The organism is Mesorhizobium humile (assembly GCF_033977215.1).
Taxonomy (GTDB): Bacteria; Pseudomonadota; Alphaproteobacteria; order Rhizobiales; family Rhizobiaceae; genus Mesorhizobium; species Mesorhizobium humile.
The window spans coordinates 1-19,168 of record NZ_JAVIIV010000019.1 but is presented as its reverse complement, the minus strand read 5'-3'; the positions used below and the strand labels follow the sequence as shown (position 1 = coordinate 19,168).

The window sequence follows — 19,168 nt, the reverse complement described above, 5'->3', positions numbered from 1 at the left end:
GCTGACTCCCAATATTATCACATGCGGAAAACACAACTAAACACTTTTCTCACTATTGAAGCGAAGCCCATTCACTACACGACGTGCAAACGCCGATTTTTAGTTTTGAATGAGCGCGCGGCCATTGTCGATAGTAATAACGTCCCGCTCCAGCGCGCGCACCCGGAACGCTATAACGTTTGCATGCCGCCACATTTCGGTCCGCAGAGTCTCTCCGGGAAAAGCAGGCTTCGAGAAGCGGCAGTCAAGCTCCATGAGATTTTCCACCCGGCTGTTCAGGAATGTGCGGATTACAGCCCATCCCGCAATACCATAGGTACAGAGCCCGTGCAAAATCGGCCGACCGAAGCCCGCTTTAAGTGCCACCTCAGGATCGCTGTGCAGAGGATTGTGATCGCCCAACTGCCGGTAAATCAGGGCGGCTTGGGGAACGGTGGCATGGTCATAGAATGCTTCCGCTGGCCCGCTCGGCACGGCATGGGGCGCTGGAGGTGGCTTTGTATCCCCGCCGCAGCCTCCGTCGCCCCTTGCGAAAGTTATGCTGCGTGACAGGCAATAGCGCTCTCCCGAGTGGGCGTCGAACAGCTCTTGATCCCATCTGATCAAGGCGCCTCGTCCAGCGCCCTTGTCCCATACACCTGTAACTGTGGCGCGACCGACAACTTCGCCGGCAAGGGGTAGCGGCCGATCGAATACGCAACGCTGTTCGCCTTGCACTACCTTGACGCGATCAATTTCGCCAGCCTCGAACAGCTCATCCAGCGGTGGCCTGGCCAGCACCGTGGCGAATGTCGGCAGTGGATGTTCCAGCCTGCTCTCGGTCACGAAACGCAGCTCATTCGCATCGAGCGGGTGTCCTCCTAAGCCGATGCCGAGGGCATACAGAATCGCGTCGCGGCTCTCGTATTCATGCCTAATGTCTCCGAATTCCCAGCAGCGTACAATGTCGCTCTTCACGTGTAGTGACTCCCTGTCTGTCCTCAGGCCGCTATTTCGGCCGTGGCACCGGAACGCCTCGCCTCAGCTTCATAACACGTTTCCCGTATATCGAAAGCCTTTTACCGTATAGTGGAAATCTGCTAGACAGGCGGCTAACCGCCGCTATAGCCTTACCCCTTGACTACCACAGCTGAGGGGGACCGGTGGAGGATGCCATTGTGGCAGCTGCAGGCGACGCTCAACGTGAGGACATGACCGGCATGCAACCCCGAGATCCACATAACCCAGGTGCGCCGCTCATCCCGCGAGTGGGCTGGGACATGTCGCCTTGGAACCGTTGGACCTTCCAGCACGTGCGCGAAATGACGACAACTGCCCCTATATGGCGCGGTTCTGGGCCCGTGCGGCCACTGCCCGAGTCGCTTCAGTCGCTGGGGGAGCTTGTGGTCAGTTTCCCCGATGGCAAGCGCTCGGTGGCCGACTTTCTTGAGCGGAATTTTACAGACGGGCTCTTGGTGTTGCATCGAGGCCGGATCGTCCTTGAGTATTACATTGATTGCCTGGGCCCGCAAAACCAGCATCTCGTGATGTCGGCGACAAAGTCGTTCACCGGGACGCTCACCGGAATGCTGATGAACAAAGGGCTGCTGGATGTCCGCAAGCCAGTCACGCACTATCTGCCGGAACTCGCGTCGACAGCGTATCGGGGAGCAACGGTGCAGCAGCTTCTCGACATGTCAAGCGGTGTGATTTTCGACGAATCGCTGAACGAAGGCTCACACATGCAGAAGGGCCTATACGCTGGCTGGTACCGCCAGCCTGTGCCGGGGTGGCCGCGAACATATTGGGAGCTGATCCTCTCGCTTGATGAAGCAGAGCGGTCACACGGTGCCCTGTTTAATTATCGCTCGATCGAATCCTGCGTACTGGGCTTCGTTTTGCAGCGGGAATCCGGTATGTCATTGGCCGACCTGATGAGCTATGAGCTTTGGGGGCCTATGGGGGCCGAAGAGGACGCCTATATCGTTGTGGACGACGCCGGTTTCGCGGTTGCTAGCGGCGGCTTGTGCGCAACGCTCCGCGACTTGGGGCGGTTTGCCCAACTGCTGGTTGAGGGGGGTGCTTGGGGTGGCCGACAGATCATTCCCTCCGGTTGGATAGAAGCAACTCGGAACGGTAGAGTCGAGCTCCCAGAAGAAATGCGCAAATTGCTGCCTAAACGGTGCCTACCATAACCAGTGGTGGATTGAGGACACCCGCCGTCGCACCATTTGGGCGCGCGGCCATGGCGGACAGACCCTGTATGTCGATCCCTGCGCTGAGTTTGCGGCAGTTAAGCTGTCCGCCTTTCCCGACGACGACACCGTCAATCAACGTTGGATTGACGATCGAGTTGCTCTGCTTGCGATCCGAGCTGCGCTGAGCGAACGCTGAACCGCGGAATAGTTTTTTAGCCTAGGTGCCTGGGGTCACTTCACGGGACCAGAGGCTCGCCAGCCGCTCGTAGCCTATTTCGTTTGTTCGGAATCCATCGGGTGGGCGGCAGCGTACGGCCCTCAATCACAAGGGCTCCACAATGCTGCTTGGCGTCAACGATAACTCTGCACAATTTTGTCACTTCTGGTGGCGATTTTCCCGCATCTCGACATTTTAATTTTCACATACCGGAAATCTACTGGACAGGCGGCTAAGCACCGTTGTAGGCTCTCTCCATCAACTGCAGCAGGGAACGACCGTGGGGGAGGGCATTATGACAAGCAGTGCAGGGGGGGTGTTCATCGCCGGCGTTGCTGAAGCTCCCCTCGGCAAAGTCGCAGATCAGACCGAGCTCTCGATGATTGCTTTGGCATGCCGCGAAGCGCTCGACGAGGCGGGAATGACCCTGCGTGATGTCGATGGCCTGTTCGTTAGCGTGTCTGGAAGGCAGCCGGTCGCGGAAGTCGCCGAGTATCTTGGTATTGAGCCGAGCTACGTCGATAGCACGGATATCGGCGGCGGTTCGTTCGAGGCCTATGTGCACCACGCCTTCGCCGCGGTCCGAGCCGGACGCTGTGAAGTGGCGCTGATTGCATATGCGTCCAGGCAGCGCAGCCTGCGCTCGCGCAGCGGCAACGTCGGACGAGATCGCTCGCTCAGCGGGCAATTCGAAGCCCCGTACGGACTGCCACGCCCCATCGGCAATTACGCATTGATTGCCGCGCGGCACATGCACCAGTATGGCACTACGGCAGAGCAGATGGCTGGCGTTGCCGTTGCCGCTCGGGCCTGGGCCGCCACGAACCCGAAGGCATGGGCTCGCACGCCCCTGACGAGGGGCCAGGTTATGGACTCACCCTACGTGGCGGAGCCTTTGCACGCGCTCGACTGCTGTCTGGTCACAGATGGCGGCGGTGCGGTCGTCGTAACGACTGCCGCACGGGCGCGCGATGCGCGCAAGTCTGCCGTACGAGTGCTGGGAATGGGTGAAAAGGTCACCCATTGGATGGTCAGTCAGATACCCGACCCGACAATCACGCCGGGCGTCGAGTCGGCCCGACGCGCGTATGGAATGGCCGGTGTCGCGCCCGACGACATGGACTTGGTCCTCCTATACGACAACTTCACCATCGCGGTGATCATGCAACTGGAGGATCTTGGTTTTTGTAGAAAGGGGGAAGGAGGAGCGTTCGCAAGTCCTGAACGGATTGGCCCCGGCGGTATGCTGCCGGTGAACCCAATGGGTGGGGGACTTTCGTACAACCACCCCGGGATGCTTGGCCTGCTGCTGATTGTCGAGGCGGTACGGCAGCTGCGCGGCGAAGCGGGACTGCGCCAAGTGACAGAACCCGAGCTTGCTGTGGTTCACGGTATCGGTGGAGCATGCTTTGGTTCCGCGGCCACCCTCGTCCTTGGCTCAAACTGAAAGGGGCATCGCCATGACGGATGTCATAGTAGAATATTCGGACCCTCTCTCTGCCCCGTTCTGGCGGGCGGCATCGGGTTGCGAGCTGGTCTTACAGAGGTGTCGCAATTGCGATGAGAACAGTCTCTATCCACGCCCATTCTGCGTGGTTTGCCACTCTGACACCCTCGAGTGGGTAAAAGCTTCGGGCCTTGGTGTGGTCTTCAGCAAGACCAAGGTATGGCGGCAGGTCTTGCCCGAGTTGCCCCCCCCGTATTCGGTGGCAATCGTTGAGCTCGACGAGGGGCCACGCCTGATGACCAGACTGGTCAATGGGGAGCCTTCAATCGGAGACAGGGTCAGAGTGGCGTGGCTGGAACGCGGGGGTGAGCCTCGATTGCCGGTCTTTGAACCATACTCCCGGAGTTTTGCTTCATGACGCGTCTGAAAGATAGGGTGGCCATTGTCACCGGCGCCGGCTCGGGTCTCGGGCGTTCGCATGCGCTGATGCTGGCGAGCCTTGGCGCCAAGGTGGTCGTCAATGATCTCGGAGTGGGCCTCGACGGCTCGCAAACTGGACTTTCGCCCGCTGACGAAGTTGTAGCAGAAATACGCGCTGGAGGCGGCGAGGCGGTGGTGAGCCGCCATGACGTCTCTGACTGGGACGCGGCGGCGGATATGGTCAGGTTCGCCATTGAAACCTTTGGAGATCTGCACGTTCTGGTAAACAATGCAGGCATTCTTCGGGACCGTGCCTTTGTCAATATGGAAGAGAGGGACTGGGACTCCGTGATCGCCGTTCACTTGAAGGGACACGCGGCGACGTCCAAGCATGCGGTGACCTACTGGCGAGATCGTGCTAAGGCTGGCCACCAGATCAACGCCTCCATCGTCCACACGTCCTCCGTCTCCGGATATCGGGGAAATTTTGGCCAAGCCAATTATGCTGCAGCAAAGCTCGGTATCGTCGCACTCTCTCGGGTGATCGAGATCGAGGCCAGTCGCTATGGCGTGCGCTCGAACGCCGTCTCGCCATCCGCGCGCACCCGTATGATCGGATCGATTCAGACGGCGCCCGTTGAGAACGGCTTCGACCCGCTGGATCCGAGCAATGTGTCGTCGGTCGTCGCATGGCTTGCCGCAAAGGAATGTCCGGCGAATGGGCAACTGTTTCAAGTCTATGGCAGCCGATTGCTTATCCTGTCCCTGCCGCAGGTTGTCAGCGATCTGATGAATCCTTCGGGACAATGGGCCTTCGAGGATCTGGACCGGGAGGTTCCGCCCCGGCTCATTACCCATCCGTCGGGGAAGGAATTGATAGCTGACCTCCATGCGCATCAGGGAGGGCTCTGTTCGTGACGTGGGCTTTCGATCAGGTTGGCGGCCAGGCGGCAATCGGCAGTTTCGGTGTCGATAAGCAGCAAATCGTCGCCTTTGCGCGGTCAACCAATGACACGGTTCCATCTCACGTCGAAGGGATGCTTGCGCCGCCGGTGTTCGCGGTCGTGCCGGCGCTTGATGTGATCGGCAGGGCCAGGCGCGCCGTCTTCGCCGGCTTCGCATTCCACGGCGAACATGACCTCATCCTTCACCGCGCAATCGAGCCGGATATAACAGTGCTCACGGAGGCGCGGGTTGTCGGCGTTCAGCGCCGCTCGATCGGCACAGTGGTTGTGACTCACGCGATCATGAAGGATCAACGGGAGGACCTGATCGCGGAGCATTTCCAATACAGTCTGGCAAAAGGTGCGTTCGCGGCCCAGGATTGGGGTCGGACACCGCCGGCCCATGGCGGTGTCGGTGCCGAGCATCGATTCGCCACGACGCTGGTCTATCCGCTTGATCCTGACCAAACGTTGCGGTTTGCAGAGGCTTCGGGCGACCGGAGTCCGTATACATTCGATGCGGACGCGGCGAAGGCGCTCGGTCTGCCGGGTCCGATCGTTCACGGCATTTGCACGATGGCCTTCGTTTCCCGCGCACTGGTCGACCTGTGCTGCGGAGGGGACTCGCGGCGGCTGCGCAGGCTAGCTATGCGCTTCTCCGGTTTGCTCTTGATGGAGCCGGGTCAGACGATTTCCGTGAGGCTAGGCCCTGCTGCCTCAACTCTTCAGGCCAAGAATTATGTGTTCGAGGCGGTCGACCGCGCGGGCACCAGGATCGTTAGCAATGGATGGGCGGAGGTTGCAGCATGATCAAGGCCGTAAAGCTCGGCGCAGCTGTGTCGCACTTGAATGCCGGAGCGCCGTGGAGCGGCTGCTCTGCCAAGACACTGATCGAACTGCTTTGCACGGGGTGTGATCGCAACGGTGACCGCCCGCTGCTTGTGTTCGAGGACGGGATGACTGTAGGCCGCGCCGAATTCATGGAGCTAACCTCTAGCTTCGCTGCCTATCTGCGCCCCCTCATCAAGCCGGGCGACCGTGTCGCGATCGCGATCGGCAACCGCACCGAATATCTCGTTGCATTGTTCGCCGCCATGGCCAACCGGGGCATACTCGTATCGATCAATCCTACGGCGCGCGAGCACGACGCAGGGTATATCCTCCGCGACAGCGAGCCAACTGTCTTGATCACCGAACCCGGAAATGGCGATTTACTCGCTCGCCTGGCCAAAAGTCTTCCAAACCCCTGCTTAGTGGTCACGTTGGACGGGCAGGAGCCACGTGCGCTCCCGACACCGGAGCGCGGCTCCGCACCATTCGATTTGCGCGCCGCCCAATGCAAGCGCGATGACATGATCGCGATCTTCTATACATCGGGCACGACCGGCGTGCCCAAGGGGTGCATCTTCAGTCACGAACGCTGGCTGCGATCGATCGATACCGACATACGTATGGTACCAGGTGGTCGCGACCGTGCATTTTCCACCGGACCATTCTTCTATGCCGATCCAGCATTGTTCCTTCTCATGATGCTTCAATCAGGCGGCTCATTGGTGGTTGCTCGCCGGTTCAGCGTTTCGAAATACTGGGACATCGTTCATCGCTTTGACGTTACGCGCGTTCATGCCATCGCGTCGATGCCAGTGCTGCTTGCCAAATCGCCGCCGCATCCTCTTGAACGGACGCATCGTGTGGACCATGCGATCTGCGCTGCCGTTCCCGCGGATCTTCACGCCACGCTGGTGGGACGGTTCGGGTTTCCCTGGCTGGACAATTACGGTTCCACCGAGGCCGGCACGATTTGCCGTATGCCCTGGCACATGCATGACGAAATGATCGGGTCGGGATCAATTGGCATACCGGCGCCAGAGGTCGACTTGCGGATCGTCGACGATGGGGGCAGGGATTTGCTGCCGGGACAAATCGGCGAAGCGCTAATTCGCGGTCCCGGATTGTTCAGTGGCTACTTTCGCTTGTCTGCTGCCACCCAGGAGGCGCTTCGCGATGGCTGGTTCCACTCGGGCGATTTGGTCATGCGCGATGAGCGCTCATTCGTCTATTTCAAAGGCCGCAAGAAAGACGTTGTAAGGCGATCGGGCGAGAATATCTCCGCGGCAGAGGTCGAAACAGTTCTCCGCCAGATGCCTGAGATAAAGGATGCGGCGGTCGTTCCGGTGCCTGATGAAATCCGCGGCGAGGAGGTCAAGGCCTACATCCTACTCGTCGATGATATCAACCCCTCCGAATTGCCGCCTGAGCGAATCGCCGCCTTCTGCAGCAGTAATCTAGCGCCTTTCAAGGTTCCACGCTTCATCGAATACCGGCAGAACTTTCCACGTACCCCCTCGGAACGCGTCGACAAGCGGCAACTCAAGGAGGAGAAGCCCGATCTTCGGGCTGACTGTTGGGATCGCGAATTGCCGAAATCAATTGTCGACGGGAGCAGCAAATCATGACGGGCAAACCGGGTTCAGAATCCTGTGACATCCTAATCCGCAACGGCTACCTCCTTACAATGGACGCCGAGCGCACCGTCTACAGCTGCGGTGCGGTTGCGATTAATGACAAAACGATCATCGCCGTCGGTCGTGATGCAGAGCTGTCTACCCGTTTCCGACCTCGCCGGCTGTTTGACGCTAAAGGGGCCGTGATCCATCCCGGTTTTATCGACTGCCATTATCACGCGAACATTCACCTCATCCGGGGAATTGCCCCGGACGACCCCAAAACCACAGCGCCGCTACCGTTTTTTGAGTGGACGAATCAGCTCGAGGACGAAGACGAGTATATCCAGACCCAAGTCGTAAGCCTCGAGATGCTCAGGCGCGGCTATACGTTCTTTCTCGAGCCGGGTACCGTCTACGAGCCGGATGCCGCAGCCGCAGCGGTTGAATCGGTAGGAGTTAGAGCGGGGCTAGCAGATCCCTATCTCTGGGATGTTAGCGATGCCGGCAATTCTCGCCCGTCAAACACGGCGCGCATTCCAAACGACGCCGAGCGCGCGTTCAAGGTTCTCGGTCGGCAATTGGCGCGCAATAAGGATCCGGACGGGCTCGTTCGCGGACACGTGGCGATTTACGGGGAGGGCTCCCAGTCGGAACAACTGATGCGCGCTGCCAAGGAGTGCGCTGATGCTGCTGGGGTGACGTTCACGATGCACCACAACTTCACAGTGGAGCAGGCAGAGCGCGATGACGCTCGCTTCGGTGGCGGCAGCAGCATGGTTCACTTTGCTCGGTGCGGATTACTCGGCCCAAATTCCCTGTTCGTCCACATGAACGTGATCCGAGATGACGAGATTTCGGCTATTCTTGATTCTCGTATGTCCTTGGTATGGCATCCCGGGAATGCCATGTACTACGGCATCAGTTCCGACAAGAAGCCCCGTATTCCAGAGCTTATTGACCAAGGATGCAACGTCGTTTTCGGAGTCGACGTAGCAAAAGTGTGGACCTTTGGTGGCTTGGAACACATTGGTTACCTGGTTGCCAGACAGGACAAGCGCTACATCCCCTCAACGCGGCTCTTGGAGATGCGGACCGCACACGCCGCCAGGGCACTGGGTCTGTCTGAGATGATAGGCTCCATTGAGGTCGGCAAGAGGGCAGATATCGTGATCAGAAGCAATCGCGAACCCGAAACCCTGCCGAGCATCAATCCTGTCCAAGAACTGTTATTGACCGGCCATAGCACGTTCGCGTCGACGGTATTTGTCAATGGAAAGCTGGTGCTCCTCGGTGGTCAGTCGACGCAACTGGATCAAGAGGCCGTGCTAGCAGCGGCCCGCGAGATGGCGGGACGTGTCCTCAAAAGGGCAGGCTACATTCCGAGGCTCTCATGGCCAGTAATCAATTGATCAGCGACGCCAGGCCGGTGGATAGCGGTCCACCTGCCATCGAGGTCTCGGGGCTGCGCAAAGATTACGGCGGGGTATCTGCCGTCGCGGGTATCGATCTCACGGTGGCACAGGGTGAGTTCCTTTCCATTCTCGGCCCCAGCGGCTCCGGCAAGTCCACTTTATTGGGACTGATTGCCGGACTTGTCCAACCGACAGGCGGCCGCATCATGATCGGATCACGTGACGTCACACTCGTCCCCCCGGCCCAACGCGACATAGGTCTGGTTTTCCAGTCCTACGCATTGTTCCCGAACATGACGGTGGCTGGCAACATCGCTTTCCCTTTGGCCGTACGCGGCATCAACAAGTGTGACATCAAGGCGCGCGTCGAATGGGCGATTGACCTCGTGCGCCTGAATGGCCTGGAGAATAGGAAGCCTTCACAGCTTTCGGGCGGTCAGCAGCAGCGGGTCGCCATCGCCCGCGCGGTGGTATTCGGGCCGAGGCTTCTGCTGCTGGATGAACCTCTGGCCGCGCTCGACCGGAAGCTTCGTGAAGAGGTCCGGATGGAACTACGCCGCTTGCAGCGCAAGTTGGGCGTGACGACCATTCTGGTTACCCATGACCAGGACGAGGCAATGTCGACGAGCGACCGCATTGCTGTACTCGCACAAGGCGTCTTCCAGCAGATAGGCACGCCGGCAGAGCTTTACAGGCAGCCTGCTAATCGCTTCGTGGCGGGCTTTCTCGGCGTCGCTAACTTGCTGGACGGTGATGTAGAGCGAGAGGGGGACGAAGCGGTTCTCACCCTCGACGGCGGAATAAAGTTGCCCCTCCCTGCTGGCAGTAGATTACCCGGAAGCCGCGCAACCATGCTTGTTCGGCCGGAGCGCATCAACCTCGAACCAGCGACCGACGTCCGAACCGGCCGGTTCGGCATCAATTGCGAGGTTGCGGACGTAGTCTACCAGGGTGAGATCGTCCGTTACACCATGCAGGGACCGTCCATCAGCACTAACCTAGTCGCATCGTGTCAGCACGTGGTCCCGAAATTCTCGCCGGGGGATCGCGTATGTATTACCTGGAGACCTGAAGATGGGTGGCTTCTCCAGGATGGTGAAAAGTAACAATCACGTCACCCCGGAGGAGAGCTCAATGACAATGGCCCGTCTTTTCACAGCAGCAGCCTTGGCAATCTCATGCCTTTCCGTCGCAACAGTGGTTCACCCAACGATGGCTGTGAGTGAGCCTGCGAAGAAATTTGTCGTCGGAGATTCCGGCGGCGCAAGCCACGACGCTTCGGTCGAGGCATTCTTCAAGCCATTCACCGAGCGCACCGGCATCCAGATCGAATACGTTTCGCCGACCAGCTTCGGAAAACTTCGTGCCATGGTTGAAGCTGGGAACGTCACGGCCTCGCTATGGGACATGAATAGCCAGACGTTGGAGCAGGCAGTCTCTCTTGGTCTGTTAGAGAAGCTCAACTGGAAGTTGATCAATCCGCTGCCAATATTCCCGGAAACGCGGCAGGATTACGCCTTTGGGCAGAGCTACTTCTCGACTGGCATGGCTTGGAAGAAGGGAACTCAGCCAATTGAGTCTTGGCCAGATTTCTGGAACGTGGAAAAGTTCCCCGGAAAGCGCTGCCTGCGAGATGAACCTGAATCTGTGCTTCCAGCAGCATTGATGGCTGACGGCGTTCCGTTGGACAAGATCTATCCGCTGGATGTTGATCGTGCCTTCCGTTCCCTCGAGCGGATTGCGCCTAATGTTTCCGTCTGGTGGACGTCGGGTCAACAAGCGGCGACGCTACTTGCAGACAACGAAGTTGCTTACTGCATGGCTTGGAATGGCCGAATCATGCCCAGGCCTGAGCTGGAGTTCAATTATAACCAAGCTTTGCTCGACATTGCGTGGTGGGTGGTTCCGAAGGGAGCACCCGCCCCGGAGGTGGAGGCGGCAATGCTAGCCCTGCACGACTGGACCGTACCTGAGAAGCAGGCATTGCAAGCAGAACGGGTCTTCTACCCAGGCAATAGCCCACAGATGGCCCAGTATCTGCCTGAACAGCTCAAGGACAAAATGCCAACTTCGCCCAACAACAAAGATCGGCAGCTGCTGTCGAACGGCAAATGGTGGTTCGAGAACGGCGATGCTGTAGCGCAGCGTTGGCAGGAGTGGAAGCTCGGGCGTTAGCTAAACGGTTATCGCTCAACATTCGGCGACGTGACGGCAGAAAAAGACAGGACCGAACCCAAGCTCTGCTCATGTTGGGTTCGGTTGTAATTTCCGAACAGTCGTCTCGCAGTGCTCCATTCCTAGGATATCAAAGGAGAGTCAGCAGCATGTGGCTCGCCCGCATACGAACTGGAGAGTTGCGCTTTGCCGTTATGCTGGCGCCGCTCCTGCTTTTCATGGTGCTCGCATTCGATGTACCAGTCTTGACAATGTTAGAGTGGAGTTTCTCAAATCCGACGCCGACCACTCGGCACTACGTCTATCTTGTTGAGACGCCGGTTTACCTTCGCGTCATAGCCAACACCCTGCGAATCGCGAGCATGACCACGCTTGCATGCATCTTCTTAGGTTATCCGCTTGCCTACTGGATGCGAGGGCTGTCGTCAGGTGGGCGCGCCGCCTGTCTCGTGCTTGTACTGCTCCCCTTTTGGATCAGCGTCTTGATCCGAACCTATTCCTGGATTGTCATTCTCGGAAACGACGGGCTCCTCAATCGGGCGCTTCTTGCTACCGGATTGGTCCATCAGCCGGTCCAATTTCTCTATAACGAACACGGGGTCTTGATCGGCATGGTCAACGTCCTTTTGCCATTTTTTGTGCTCCCGCTTTATGCGGCATTCAGCCGGTTCGATGAAAGATGTTTCCAGGCGGCAGCCTCGCTGGGAGCTTCCAAACGCGCGATCTTTTGGCGCCTGTTTGTTCCGATGAGCGGGTCTGCGGTAACAGCGAGCGCAACCCTCGTCTTTATCCTGTCGCTCGGCTTCTACATCACCCCGGCGGTCCTTGGCGGTGGCAACGTGATGATGATCGCCAACATGCTGGACGTCCTCATCAATACGCTTCCACGCTGGGAAACAGCAGCAGCATTATCGGCCATACTCATGGTAACGATCCTGCTTTTGTACAGCATCAACTACAGATTGCGGACCGGCGGCAGAAACTGACGGAGGACAGTGATGAATAGCAACGCGCGAGATACCACTGGTTCGAGCAGCACAAGTCTTTGGCGCGGTGAGGGGGCCCGATCGAAAGGACCATCGCTGAGATTATTTTCTGTGGTTGAGCGCGGGCTTGTGGTCTTGCTTGCTGTTGCGACACTCCTCTTCTTGATTCTGCCGATTTTAATCGTCCTTCCGATGTCTTTTTCCTCCGCGGAGTCCCTGACGTTTCCGCCTCCGGGGTTTTCCCTGCGCTGGTATGCGGTGTTCTTCAGCGATCCAGCTTGGATGATCGCATTGCGAAATTCGCTCATCATTGCGAGCATATCCTCGGTTCTGGCTCTCGGAATGGGCACAGTGGGGGCTTACGCGCTGGTGCGAGGTCGCTTTATCGCTCGATGGGCGGTAGAGGCCAACTTCATGGCTCCTCTCGTCCTGCCATCGATCATTCTTGCAATTGCCCTCTACATAGCCTTTGCCCGAACGGGGTTGCTCGGCTCTTTGGCCGCAGTCATCATCGCGCACACTCTGCAAAGCGTTCCGTACGTCGTTATTCTTACGTCTGTTGCCATCTCGTCTCTGGACAGCCGCATTGAGGACGCCGCCCGGACACTTGGAGCAAGCGGTCGGATCGTATTTTCAAGGGTTGTTATACCAAACGTGATGCCGTCAATTGCAGCCGTCGGAATCTTGGTGTTCATCGTTAGTTTTGATGAGGTTATATTGTCTGTGTTCCTGTTCGGGTCGAATTTTACTATTCCGAAGCTGATGTTCAACAAGCTTGAATTGCAGATCGACCCAACGATTACTGCGGTTGCGACGCTGCTGATATTATTGACCGTGATTTCTCTTGGCTGCGTTGCCCTGTTGACCCGTCGGTCTGGCCTGCTCTTGCGCCGCTTCTGAGGAGGCTACGCAGGCCAAGCCGCAAGAACAGAACTCCACAATACGACAACGAGGCTCCCTGATGCCGCGGAATTTCTCTTCAATTCAACACACGAACACTACCAGCTCGGAAGTTTTCAAGATATCCGAGACGCTTGGCAGGCAAGCCATCGAATGGCGCCGTGATTTTCACCGCAACCCCGAGCTCTTGTTCGATGTCGAGCGCACGGCAGGAAGCGTCGCTGAGCTGCTTCGCAGTTTCGGGTGCGATCAGGTCGTAACCTGCGTCGGTCGAAGCGGGGTCGTTGCAGTGGTCCGTGGAGGAATTGCGCCGTCGAGTCGGACGATAGGCATTCGCGCCGACATGGACGCTTTACCCATTCTTGAGGTGACCGGTCTGCCCTATGCTTCAGCTACGGTGGGACGGATGCACGCTTGTGGCCATGACGGGCACATGGCGATGTTGCTTGGCGCTGTGAAGCACCTTGCCGGGACACGCGCCTTTCCCGGAACCTTGGTTGCGATCTTCCAGCCTGCGGAGGAGGGTGGTGCGGGAGCCAAGGTGATGGTCGAGGACGGTCTCTTCGAGCGTTTCGGTGTTGAGGAGGTCTATGCTCTTCATAACATGCCGGGCATGGAGGTCGGTACGTTCTCCCTTTCCGACGATGTCATGCTCGCCGCATCCGATCGTTTCGATATCAAGATCATCGGCAAGGGAGGACATGCGGCCCAGCCGCACGAAACCATCGATCCAATCTCAGTCGCCAACCACGTGGTCAGCGCACTCCAGACAATCGTCTCAAGGAGCGTCGATCCCATTGACCCGGTCGTGCTCTCCATCACATCGATCCATGCTGGCGATGCCTATAACGTCATCCCGTCCGAGGTCGTGATGAAGGGCACTGCCCGCTCTTTGTCAGACACCAGCCGCGACAAAGTCGAAAGCCTCGCCGGCGCCCTGACCAGCTCCGTCGCCAAGGCGTTTGGCGCAGAGGCCGAGTTCGATTATCGCCGTGGTTACCCGCCGACCGTCAATTATCCCCGCCAGGCTGTCATTCTGGGGAATGCCGCCGCGCGCGTCGCTGGAGAAGCTGCAGTGCGGCGCAACACGGCGCCAATTATGGGGGCGGAAGATTTCTCCTACATGCTGAGGGCCCGGCCCGGCGCTTTCATCTTCATGGGCAATGGCATGACTGCTCCCCTCCACAATCCCAAATATGATTTCAATGACGAGGCCCTGCCCCACGGAATTGCTCTTTGGGTCGAGCTGTTGACCAGAGAACGGGGCTAGACAGGCCGGAACCTGACGGTTGCACAGAAATCGAAACAGGAAACGGCCAGAGCTGAATCGTGAGTCGAGGTCACCTTGGTGCGGGCGCTGGCCGTGTAATACCAACGGTCTCGGGCGCTGACTCTTTCGTGATTTTGTGTCGCAGGTGGACCGTGATCCGAAGGAGATTCGGCGATGGGTTCAGCGGTGAAATAACGGGACGCCTCCGGCGAGGCTTTCAATTACCCACAAGTTCGGGGCCAAGCTCAAGCCGAGCCCGATATCGGTCAGGCGCGTCAGCCCTCGCCACATGACGATGTTGCCGGGCGGCGGGTCGCGCGTGCGGTTGAGATAGCCGCCGAGCCTGGCGATTTTGTTGGTGTAGAACGCTAAGCCTCGCGGCGATCCCTGATTTGACCGCGTGTCGGGTATGAGCCGGTCGAGGATTTTGACCTCGAGTGACGTGAGGGCCAATTCGGGCGGCGCTTCGGGCGCGCGGCTGCTCATGGTGATCCAGAAGACGCGCCAGCTAAGAATGCAGAACACGGCCAGCAGATTTACCGTAAGCGATGCGCCAAGGCACCTTTCCCGAATCGTCTTGGTGGTTGATTAGGTCGCTCGTTAGTCGGCGCGCCGGCGGCGATTACTGCGGGTTATCATAACGGGTGACATAGTGGAGTTCGCGAAGAGCGGGGACGACGAGGGCGATGTCTTTGTATGCCTCGTGCTCGATGAAGTGCGCGGTCTCAGGCCCCGGCCTGGGTTTGCCGAGGACGGACCGCCCCTTTTTGTCGACGCAGTAGATCAGGATGGGCAGCAGCAGACCTTGGTTGGGGTTGTTGAGGTCGAGGAGCCGTTTCCAGCGTTTGATGTTGAGATTGATGGCCGCGTAGAACCCCTGGCACCATGGCCGCGGGTCGATGCCGCCGCTGGGCTTGGTGGTGAAGCGGGGCGCATAATCCTGCGGTCTGTCGAACAGCGTCTCGTTGATCCGGTTGTGGATCCTGGCGAGGCTGGCAAACACGGCGTGATCGGTTGCAGAGCTTTTGGCCAGGACGTCCCGCGGCAACCCCATGACCGGGCACATCCAGTCTTGCGGGTCGGCGAACCTCGGCCCAGTGATCGCTGCCGTTACGAAGCCATCCAGCGCCGTCATGGTCCGCACCAGCGGGCGGGGGTTGGTCTTGGCGGCCATCCAGGCCTCGAGCGCCTCGTCCGGCAGCGCCATGTCATCGAGCGCGCTCATGCCGCCAAGGGGAGCGGCATCTCTTGGCGGCGCACCCAGTTCCAGGGCATCAGCTCGTCCCAGCGCGAGGCCCAGTCATTCTGGATCCGCTCGATGACATCGGCCATGTAGGCTTCGGCATCGACGCCGCAGAGCTTGCAGGTTTCTATGATGCTGAGCACGACCGCTGACCGCTCGGCCGCGGCGAAGCTGCCCGAGAAAAGCCAATTGCGCCGCCCGACGGCAAATCCACGAATGGCGCGCTCCGCGATCAGGTTGTCTGGCTCGAGCTGGCCATCGTAGAAGAAGCGGTTGAACGCGCGCCATCGCTTGGTGCCATAGGCGAAGGCCTTGGCGATATCGGCATGGCGCGACAAACCGTTGGCCTGGCGCATGAGCTGTCGTCGCAGCGCCCGGACCAGGGGACGGGTCCGCCTTCGTCGGGCTGCCAATCGCTCGGCGGGCGGAAGCCCGCGTATCTCTTCCTCGATCCGGTAGATCGCCTGGATACCGGCCATCGCCGTCGTGCTGAGCTCGGTCGGCTGGCTGTCGTGAACGTCGAATATCTTGCGACGCAGATGGGCCAGGCAGGCGGCTTCTCGAATGGCGCCGCCTCTGTAGAGCTGATTGTAGCCGCTGAATCCGTCGGCCTGCAGCGTGCCGGCAAATCTGGCGAGCTCGGTCATTACGCTCTCGCCGGCGCGACCCATGGTGGCGCGATACCACGCGTCTCGCGCGCAACTGCTCCGACTGGTACCCGCTCCTGGACATCTGCGGCTTGCGCGACTGCCTTATCGCCGATCGTGACGGGGTCTATGATCCGGGTAGCGCCAATGGTCGGCTGCTTCTGGGGCTAAAGGGAACAATATCGGAGCTCGAACTGCACACGATCCGTAGGTCGAGGTGATTGATGGTGTGGTTCCGCAGGCTTTTGACGGCATCAAGGACCGAGGAGGTGTCTTGGAAGAGGTAGGCTCCGTTCGATTGCCGATCGATTAGAAGGCGCTTCTGCCTGATCTGCACGTAAATCCAGTTCACAGGAATATCTAGGCGGCCGGCCAGTTCCTGAGCGCTGAGCAGGCTGAAGCCATGGGACCATCTGTTGCGCGGTTTCGATCCTGGCGCCCAGCACCGGCACGACGCACAAGGGCGCGCTCTGGGTTTACGTCGCCGACGACCGCAACTCGGGTTCGCAGGAGGGCATCGTTGCACCATCTTCAGCCGCCGCGGCGCCGCTGATCTCGGCGACCACATCGCCCTCTGCATGTTCCAATGTCATGGCGCGAAAGCTCCATGTTCACCGGCCTATTGCAAGGTGCCTTGGTGCATCGCTTACGATTTACCAACAGTTCCGCTGTGCGGAGCTTGACCTCTTCGGCGCGGCATCCCGCCTTCATGATCTTGTGGAAGACTTCGATCTTCCAGCGCAGGGCGTACCAGGAGAGCTGTTCGATCGCCTGCTCAGCGGAGTGAACCGGCAGGTTTGTGACCAGCCGCCATTCCACTCGATCGCGATCCGTCGGTTGGTCGCGTTCGCGGGCATGAATGTAGGTCAGCGTGAGCGGCGGATATCGCTTTTGCTTTCCGATTGGGCGCAGGACGTGGATTGCTCGGAACTTGACGTCCAATGCCACGGTGACGGCGTCGCCTTTGTCGTTGCGAATCTCGACCACATGAGCAGCGCAGGGCGGCTCGTTGGCCATCACCGCCGCGACTGTGTGGTCGCCGGCTCCAGCGAGGCGATCGGTTCTGGACGCGCACCAGCAAGCTCGTCCCGAGCTCCGAGGCGAGGCAGAAGAGCTCGTAAATGTCACTCTCTCGATCGCCGATATGGACACAGCGCCCGGGCTCGCCGATCAAGGCGTCGGATTGGCGAAGGTTTTCCAGCCAGCGATAGCTTTCCTTTGTCTCGATCGGCACCCGGGTCGGGTTGATCTTGCGCTTGAGCGTGGCCGTGCCCTTAAACTTATCGCGGGTCCAGAACTTCACCGCAGTCAGCCCGAGGGGAAGACCTTGCGTCGTTACCGCCAAGCTCGAATGCATCGGCAATCCGCACACGGTGTGTAGGCGCGGTCGGCCCGCCTTGTCCTTGCCGCTGTTGATGACCTTGGTGATGCCGATATCGCCTCGGTTATTCCGCTGATACGTAAACTCGGTCGTGTCCTGCAGGAGCTGGATCGGCCCCTCGGCGTCTGTCATCGGGCGATGAATATTCCCTGATTGTGGGCATCGAAAATTCCCTAGTTGGCGCTGCTGCCGCCAGTTCCGGGACGCGTCCCGGAACTGGCGGCTTTCGCCCCGGTGTCGATAGTCCGTTCCGATCTTTGCGGGACGGGAGCGGCGCTGGTGGTCCAACTTGGAGAACTGCTGATGATATTGGATCTACACCGCCAGGGCCTGTCCGTGACCGCGATCGCCCGGCGAACGGGCCGCGATCCCAAGACGGTCCGCAAATACATCGAGCGCGGGCTCGAACTCCCCGCCTATGGCCCGCGACAGGCGGGACGGCCAAACAAGATCGCGCCCTTTGTCGACTATCTGCGCGAACGGGTCTCGGCCTTTCCCGATCTGAGTGCCGTGCGCCTGACGCGCGATTTCGTGAGCGCGGCTATGACGGCGCCTACACCGCCGTGAAGCGCTTCGTGGCCGCGATCCGACCGCAGGAGCAGGTACGTCCCTTCGAGGTGCGGTTCGAGACGCCGGCCGGATATCAAGCACAGGTCGACTTCGCGCGCTTCGTCACCGAGTTCACCGACGCGCCGGGCGTGATGCGCATCGTCTGGCTGTTCTCGCTCGTGCTTGGCCACTCGCGTTACATCTTCGCCCGCTACGTCATGCACCAGGACCTGCAGACGCTGCTGCGTTGTCATATGCAGGCATTCGAGGCCATTGGAGGAGTGCCGATCAAGATCCTCTACGACAGGATGAAGACGGCGGTTACCGGCGAAGATAACGAAGGCCACATCGTCTACAATCGCTCGCTGCTGGCGCTGGCCAGGCACTTTGGCTTCCAGCCCAGAGCCTGCCGGCCCTATCGCGCCAAAACCAAGGGCAAAGTCGAGCGACCATTCCGCTATATCCGCGAGAACTTCTTCCTGGCCCGCTCCTTCCGCAATCTCGACGACCTGAACGAGCAATTGCAAGATAGGCTCGACACCGTCGCCAATGCGCGCCTGCACGGCACCACGCAACGCATCTCCAGTGGGATCGAGGGCCGTCCGATCGGCGAGTACAGCGCCGCGAAGTCCCGCTCCAGCGCCGACAGCGCCTCGCTCACGATCGTCCGGATCGCCCGCAACGGATGATTGCGCCGCACCCGCGCTTCAAGGTCCACGTAGCTGAACAGTTCGCCAGTTCGATCGTCGCCGCCGCGCACTCGTCATCTCCGAATCCCTTCGGAACCAGTGAATCACCGCTGCGGTCCGGTGGCGAGTGCCTTTTTCAACAGATGGGGTGATTGGGGTCTCGCCCGAGCCCAGATGCGGGCGGCTGCTCCTGTCGGGATGTTAGAACGTGGTCGCCTTGGAGCGCCACAAACATCGGGAAGGAGCAGCCATGAAGTATTTTGC

Annotated in this window: 17 protein-coding genes and 3 pseudogenes; 14 read left to right on the top strand and 6 right to left on the bottom strand. The window is 59.4% G+C overall.

Features of this window, described 5'->3' with window-relative positions:
* Window positions 1–99: 99 nt before the first annotated feature.
* Window positions 100–957 (bottom strand): MaoC/PaaZ C-terminal domain-containing protein, encoded by an 858-nt coding sequence (locus RFM52_RS24595; protein WP_320298646.1) that lies wholly within the window; start codon window positions 955–957, stop codon window positions 100–102.
* A 185-nt stretch (window positions 958–1,142) separates the two neighbouring features.
* Here RFM52_RS24595 and RFM52_RS24590 point away from each other — a divergent pair, with 185 nt between their 5' ends.
* The 12 genes from RFM52_RS24590 (at window position 1,143) to RFM52_RS24540 (ending at window position 14,395) form a co-directional block, all read left to right on the top strand.
* Entirely contained in the window at window positions 1,143–2,174 is a 1,032-nt protein-coding gene (locus tag RFM52_RS24590; RefSeq protein WP_320298647.1) for a serine hydrolase domain-containing protein, read from the top strand.
* Between the two features lie 515 nt (window positions 2,175–2,689).
* Window positions 2,690–3,841: an acetyl-CoA acetyltransferase gene (locus tag RFM52_RS24585; protein WP_320298648.1), complete on the top strand. Its 1,152-nt coding sequence runs from the start codon at window positions 2,690–2,692 to the stop codon at window positions 3,839–3,841.
* A gap of 13 nt (window positions 3,842–3,854) precedes the next feature.
* Complete coding sequence (locus tag RFM52_RS32865) at window positions 3,855–4,259, top strand: Zn-ribbon domain-containing OB-fold protein (protein WP_430699309.1); 405 nt, start codon at window positions 3,855–3,857, stop codon at window positions 4,257–4,259.
* The gene (locus tag RFM52_RS24580) at window positions 4,256–5,179 is read left to right on the top strand and encodes an SDR family NAD(P)-dependent oxidoreductase (protein ID WP_320298649.1); all 924 of its coding nucleotides are present in this window, start codon (window positions 4,256–4,258) and stop codon (window positions 5,177–5,179) included. Before RFM52_RS32865 ends, RFM52_RS24580 begins: the two co-directional genes overlap by 4 nt.
* A complete protein-coding gene (locus tag RFM52_RS24575) occupies window positions 5,176–6,015 on the top strand; it encodes a MaoC/PaaZ C-terminal domain-containing protein (RefSeq protein ID WP_320298650.1) in 840 nt (279 codons plus the stop codon). The genes RFM52_RS24580 and RFM52_RS24575 overlap by 4 nt, the downstream gene beginning before the upstream one ends.
* The gene (locus RFM52_RS24570; protein ID WP_320298651.1) at window positions 6,012–7,661 is read left to right on the top strand and encodes a class I adenylate-forming enzyme family protein; all 1,650 of its coding nucleotides are present in this window, start codon (window positions 6,012–6,014) and stop codon (window positions 7,659–7,661) included. Before RFM52_RS24575 ends, RFM52_RS24570 begins: the two co-directional genes overlap by 4 nt.
* Window positions 7,658–9,061, top strand: coding sequence for an amidohydrolase family protein (locus RFM52_RS24565; RefSeq protein ID WP_320298652.1), 1,404 nt, complete (start codon window positions 7,658–7,660; stop codon window positions 9,059–9,061). Before RFM52_RS24570 ends, RFM52_RS24565 begins: the two co-directional genes overlap by 4 nt.
* Window positions 9,043–10,170: an ABC transporter ATP-binding protein gene (locus RFM52_RS24560; protein ID WP_320298653.1), complete on the top strand. Its 1,128-nt coding sequence runs from the start codon at window positions 9,043–9,045 to the stop codon at window positions 10,168–10,170. Before RFM52_RS24565 ends, RFM52_RS24560 begins: the two co-directional genes overlap by 19 nt.
* On the top strand, window positions 10,139–11,239 hold the full coding sequence (locus RFM52_RS24555; protein ID WP_320298654.1) for an ABC transporter substrate-binding protein: 1,101 nt from the start codon (window positions 10,139–10,141) through the stop codon (window positions 11,237–11,239). Before RFM52_RS24560 ends, RFM52_RS24555 begins: the two co-directional genes overlap by 32 nt.
* 149 nt (window positions 11,240–11,388) lie before the next feature.
* Entirely contained in the window at window positions 11,389–12,225 is an 837-nt protein-coding gene (locus RFM52_RS24550) for an ABC transporter permease (protein ID WP_320298655.1), read from the top strand.
* A 12-nt stretch (window positions 12,226–12,237) separates the two neighbouring features.
* Window positions 12,238–13,125, top strand: a complete 888-nt coding sequence (locus tag RFM52_RS24545; protein WP_320298656.1) for an ABC transporter permease — start codon at window positions 12,238–12,240, stop codon at window positions 13,123–13,125.
* Between the two features lie 61 nt (window positions 13,126–13,186).
* Window positions 13,187–14,395, top strand: a complete 1,209-nt coding sequence (locus tag RFM52_RS24540; RefSeq protein ID WP_320298657.1) for a M20 aminoacylase family protein — start codon at window positions 13,187–13,189, stop codon at window positions 14,393–14,395.
* 180 nt (window positions 14,396–14,575) lie between these two features.
* On the opposite strand, the gene RFM52_RS24535 is transcribed toward RFM52_RS24540, so the two are convergent.
* The 3 genes from RFM52_RS24535 to tnpC all read right to left on the bottom strand — a co-directional run bounded on the left by RFM52_RS24535 (window position 14,576) and on the right by tnpC (window position 16,285).
* Window positions 14,576–14,881 carry a hypothetical protein gene (locus RFM52_RS24535; RefSeq protein WP_320298658.1) on the bottom strand — a complete coding sequence of 102 codons (306 nt, stop codon included), beginning with the start codon at window positions 14,879–14,881 and terminating at the stop codon, window positions 14,576–14,578.
* Between the two features lie 136 nt (window positions 14,882–15,017).
* Entirely contained in the window at window positions 15,018–15,620 is a 603-nt protein-coding gene (locus RFM52_RS24530) for a UPF0149 family protein (protein WP_320298659.1), read from the bottom strand.
* On the bottom strand, window positions 15,617–16,285 hold the full coding sequence (gene tnpC, locus RFM52_RS24525) for an IS66 family transposase (RefSeq protein ID WP_320298660.1): 669 nt from the start codon (window positions 16,283–16,285) through the stop codon (window positions 15,617–15,619). The genes RFM52_RS24530 and tnpC overlap by 4 nt, the downstream gene beginning before the upstream one ends.
* A gap of 32 nt (window positions 16,286–16,317) precedes the next feature.
* Between tnpC and RFM52_RS24520 the strand changes: the two are divergent.
* A pseudogene (locus tag RFM52_RS24520) lies at window positions 16,318–16,494 on the top strand (recombinase family protein); the annotation flags it as partial.
* 322 nt (window positions 16,495–16,816) lie between these two features.
* Here RFM52_RS24520 and RFM52_RS24515 read toward each other — a convergent pair.
* Window positions 16,817–17,302 carry a hypothetical protein gene (locus RFM52_RS24515; protein ID WP_320298661.1) on the bottom strand — a complete coding sequence of 162 codons (486 nt, stop codon included), beginning with the start codon at window positions 17,300–17,302 and terminating at the stop codon, window positions 16,817–16,819.
* A gap of 643 nt (window positions 17,303–17,945) precedes the next feature.
* Here RFM52_RS24515 and istA point away from each other — a divergent pair.
* A pseudogene (gene istA, locus RFM52_RS24510) lies at window positions 17,946–18,796 on the top strand (IS21 family transposase); the annotation flags it as partial.
* Here the strand turns inward: istA and RFM52_RS24505 are convergent.
* Window positions 18,796–18,975 (bottom strand): annotated as a pseudogene (locus RFM52_RS24505) (transposase); the annotation flags it as partial. The pseudogenes istA and RFM52_RS24505 overlap by 1 nt on opposite strands.
* Window positions 18,976–19,168: the final 193 nt, after the last annotated feature.